The sequence below is a fragment of the Polaromonas sp. P3_C2 genome (assembly GCF_056402675.1).
Genome location: NZ_JBFUGX010000380.1, coordinates 1 through 4,082, shown reverse-complemented (window position 1 = coordinate 4,082; position 4,082 = coordinate 1). Strand labels below are relative to the sequence as shown.

Below are 4,082 nucleotides of genomic sequence, written 5' to 3'. Positions count from 1 at the left end.
CCGGCAACGGCCCCACTTGCCACTGCAAACCAACCCCGATGGCGTTGAGCCGCGGCTCCAGCCGATAACGCAAGTTGGCCAACAGGGGCAGCAGGTCGCTTTCCTCAAGGTCCAGCGAATCGATGATGAGCCGCATGTCTTCCAGGGAGTCCTCAATCACGCGCGCGACTTCCTCTCGCGGCACCTCGTCGCGGCGGGTCATCCGCAGCGCGGTGATCAGCTGGCTGCCCATGCCGTCGTGCAGGTCGTGCAGCAGCCGGGTACGCTCGGCGGCGATCACGGCCTGGCGCTCCTCGGCCTTGCGGCGGTCGAATTCCGCGCGCATTTCTTCCAGGGCCTGGCCGTGCGCTGTGCTGACGCCGGCGACCGCAAGGTTGATCTCTTCTTCGGCGCTGGCCCTGTGCAGCGCCAGGCCCTCGAGCGTGCGCGCGACCAGGGTGGCCAGCACCAGAAGCGCGGCCACTGGGGCCATGAAGAAGCTGTCGAAGGCGTTCAGGTCGGCGGGAATGGCCAGGTCCTGCAGCACCGCGGCCCACCAGAGGACCAGCGTCACGGCCAGGAACACTTCGTTGCGCCGGCGTGTGCGCCAAGCCCTGTGAACCTGGGCCAGCACCACGGCGATGGTCAGGGCGAAATACGGCCAGTGCAGCACGGCCGCGACGTTGGGCCGCATGTCGCCCTTCAGGTAGGCGGCGACGCCCGCTGCGAAAGACAGCGCGATGACCCCGTAGAGCACTTTGAGGTAGCGCTTCCAGGGCGGGCTGGTCCAGTGGCTGTACTCCAGCAGCAGCATGATCATGAGCGTGTTGGACACAAGGGTGCTGGCCAGTGCGAACAGCAAGGATTCGGGGCCGGGCGGCCCGGCTTCAGGCGCGAGCATCACCAGTGCCCGCGGCATCCAGCTCAGGCACAGCAGCACGAACAGCAGGTGGATGTAGCGGCGCGTCTTGAACCACAGCGGGATGGCGCCGAACAGGCAGATCGGCACCGCGAACATCAGCATCGTGGGGGCGATGCTTTGCAGGAAACGGCGCACCTGGAAGGCCGGCCCTACGGCCGCAGCGGCTCCCAGGCTCATGCGCGAAAGTCCGCCGCGGGTGTCGGCGCTGCCGCTGACGCGCACCTGCAGCAGGTTGCCAGAGGGCTTGAGCACGTGGCCTCCCAGGGGCACCCACAGCGCGCGGTTGCGGGTAAATCCGTTGCCCGCGCCAAGGTCCAGCCGTTCGCCGTTGAGCCAGAATTCGCCCAGGTCGGCCACACGCGGCACGACGAGCACAAGTTCATGCTCCGGGCCGGTAGCGCCGGTGGCCTTCAGAGGGGCATCGAGCGCGATCGAATACCAGGCGACGCCGTCAAAACCAGGGCGGCTGCGGCGCCAGTTGTCGGGCAGCGTGACGGGCGAAGCCTTGCTGAAATCGACTTCGGCGGGGCGCCCTGCGTCTTCAGTGGCGACCACCGCCTGTTCCAGGGTGGCCGCCGTGGCGCTCCAGGACGGCGCCGCCAGCATCAGCGTGGCGCAGGCGCATAGCGCGGCCCATATGCCCTGCAATCGCATTCAGATCAGTCCCCGGGCGCGCGCCTGGTTCACGGCTTCGACGCGCGAGTGCACGGCCAGCTTGCCGTAAATGCTCTTGATATGGGCGGCTACGGTAGACGGCGCGACGTCGAGGTGCCGCGCTGTTTCGGGCACCGAAAGGCCTTGCGAGACGGCTGTCAGCACATCTTTTTCGCGAGGCGTCAGCGGTTCCATCAGCCAGCGCTGTGCCTCTGTCCGCGGCGCGGCGAAGCTGCGCAGGAGATAGCGCGCCACCTGCGGCGAAAGCGGGGCTGCGCCTTCGCTCACTGCGCGGATCGCACGGCCGAATTCCGCGGTCGGCGTGTCTTTGAGCAGGTAGCCGTGGGCGCCCGCCTGCAGGGCGCGCACCACATGGGCCTCGTCACCGAAGATGGTCACCACCAGGATGCTGGTGTGGCGCGAGCGGCGGGCCAGGTCCGCGATCAGTTCGGTGCCGTCGCCGTCGGGCAGGCCCAAATCAATCAGTGCAACGTCCGGCTGGGCAAATGAAAAGCTGCGCCGTGCCTCAGCGCAGGAACCCACCGCCTCCAGCAGCCTGAGGCCAACATCTTCACGCACCATGCGCGCGAATTCCTCGCGGATTGGTGTGTCGTCTTCCACCAGGGTCACGGTCAGGATGGACATGGATGCGCTTGATTCCTTCAGTTGTTGTTGGGGCTGACGCCGCCGTGAATCTTAGCGGGTGCGCCTATTTGACCGCAAAAAAATTCGGACCGTCTCCCCGAATCAGGGGAGGCGATTGCCTTCCCGGCCCGACACCATACGCGGCATGCAAACCACTACCCGATCCACGACAGGCGCTTCGCTGCCGCTGCGTCAGGGCGTCTACGCCTCTTCCTGGCCCGTGCGCCGCGCCGCGGCGCTGTTGTGCGGAGCCGCGTGCCTGGCCGGACTGGAGCCTGCAGCGGCGGTCAGCCCTCCCGATGCCGGCAATGTGTTGCAGCAACTCAGGCCTGCGGCTCCCGTGCCTCGCGAAGATGCACCGGCTGTGCTGCCTGCAGCACCGGCCGCGGCATCCCCGATGCCACAGGCATCACCGGGGGATGCTGCAATCCAGGTGCGGGTGGCGCAGATAAAAATTTCGGGTGCCACCGCTTTTTCTGGAGCAGACCTGCTCACGGTGGTGCAGGACGCCATCGGCCGTGAGCTTGACTTCGCCGGGCTCGAGGAACTGGCGGTGCGCCTGAGCCGCTTCTATCGCCAGCACGGCTATACGGTGGCGCGCGCCTACCTGCCCCGGCAGGACATCCGGGATGGTGTTGTGAAAATCGCCATTGTGGAGGGCCGTTACAGCGCCATCACCGTGAAGCCGCAGGGCGAATTGCCCGCGCCGCTGCCACTGGCCGCGCTGGTGCCGGGTGAGCTGGTAAACGAAGCAGCGCTGGAGCGTTCGCTGCTGCTGGCAGCCGACGTGCCCGGCATCGCGGTGCGCTCGACCCTGCAGCCCGGCGCGTCGGTGGGCACCAGCGAACTGGTGGTGGACGTTGAGCGGGGGCCGGCTGTCACTGGCTTGCTGGAGGCCGACAATTTCGGCAGCCGCGCCACCGGTCGCGAACGGGCAGGCGCCAGCCTGTACTTCAACAACCCGGCCGGCCTGGGCGACCTGGTGTCCCTGCGCGCATTGACCGCCGGGAGCGATATGAACTATGCGCGCCTGGGGTGGCAGTTACCGGTGGGCGGCAACGGCACGCGCGCGGGCGCTGCCGTCTCGGTGATGAGGTACCGCCTGGGCGGGGAGTTTGCAAACCTGGACGCACACGGCGACGCCTCCATAGCCACCCTGTTCGCCGCGCACCCGGTGCTGCGCTCACGCCTGCACAACCTGAACGCACAAGTCAGTGCCGAGCACAAGCGCCTGCGCGACCGCATCGACCTCGTCGGTTCTGCCGATGACAAGCATCTGAACCTGCTCAATCTTGGCCTTTCCGGTGATGCACGCGACGGCTGGGTTGGCGGTGGCGTCTGGGGGTTTTCGGCCACTTATACGCGCGGCCAGCTGGCCATTAACAGTGCCGACGCATTGGCCATCGACGAGGCCACCGTGCGCAGCGCCGGCAGCTTCGGCAAGCTGGGCCTGCTGGCCATGCGCCAGCAAAGCGTCGGCAAGGCCAACTTGCTGGTCTCCTATACCGGCCAGTGGCCCAGCAAGAACCTGGACTCGTCCGAAAAGCTGCCGCTTGGCGGCGCTGGCGCCGTGCGCGCCTACCCGCAGGGCGAAGCGCCGTCAGACCGCGCCAGCCTGCTGACGCTGGAACTGCAATACCCGCTGGGCGCCGGCTGGCAGCTGGTCGGCTTTTACGACGCGGCCGTTGGCTACGGCAATGAGCAGCCGTTGTCCGGCGTTGGCGCGTCAAACCGGCGAAGCCTGTCGGGTGCCGGCCTGGGCCTGAACTGGGCGCATGCCGACGGCTGGAGCGCACGCTTCTTTTACGCACGCAAGCTGCACGGCGGCCCGGCCACCGCCGAGCCGGATCGCAGCAGCCGGCTGTGGCTGCAGGTGTCCAGG

The 4,082-nt window shown here is 67.6% G+C and carries 3 protein-coding genes; 1 reads left to right on the top strand and 2 read right to left on the bottom strand.

Going from position 1 to position 4,082, the window contains the following annotated elements; all coding sequences use genetic code 11:
• Both AC1DWI_RS15465 and AC1DWI_RS15460 read right to left on the bottom strand, forming a co-directional pair.
• The coding region (locus AC1DWI_RS15465) for a sensor histidine kinase (protein ID WP_477725152.1) at positions 1-1,555 on the bottom strand (1,555 nt) is incomplete at its 3' end.
• Complete coding sequence (locus tag AC1DWI_RS15460; RefSeq protein ID WP_477669996.1) at positions 1,556-2,200, bottom strand: response regulator; 645 nt, start codon at positions 2,198-2,200, stop codon at positions 1,556-1,558.
• 145 nt (positions 2,201-2,345) lie between these two features.
• Between AC1DWI_RS15460 and AC1DWI_RS15455 the strand changes: the two genes are divergently transcribed.
• On the top strand, positions 2,346-4,082 hold a 1,737-nt coding region (locus tag AC1DWI_RS15455), incomplete at its 3' end, for a ShlB/FhaC/HecB family hemolysin secretion/activation protein (RefSeq protein ID WP_477725151.1).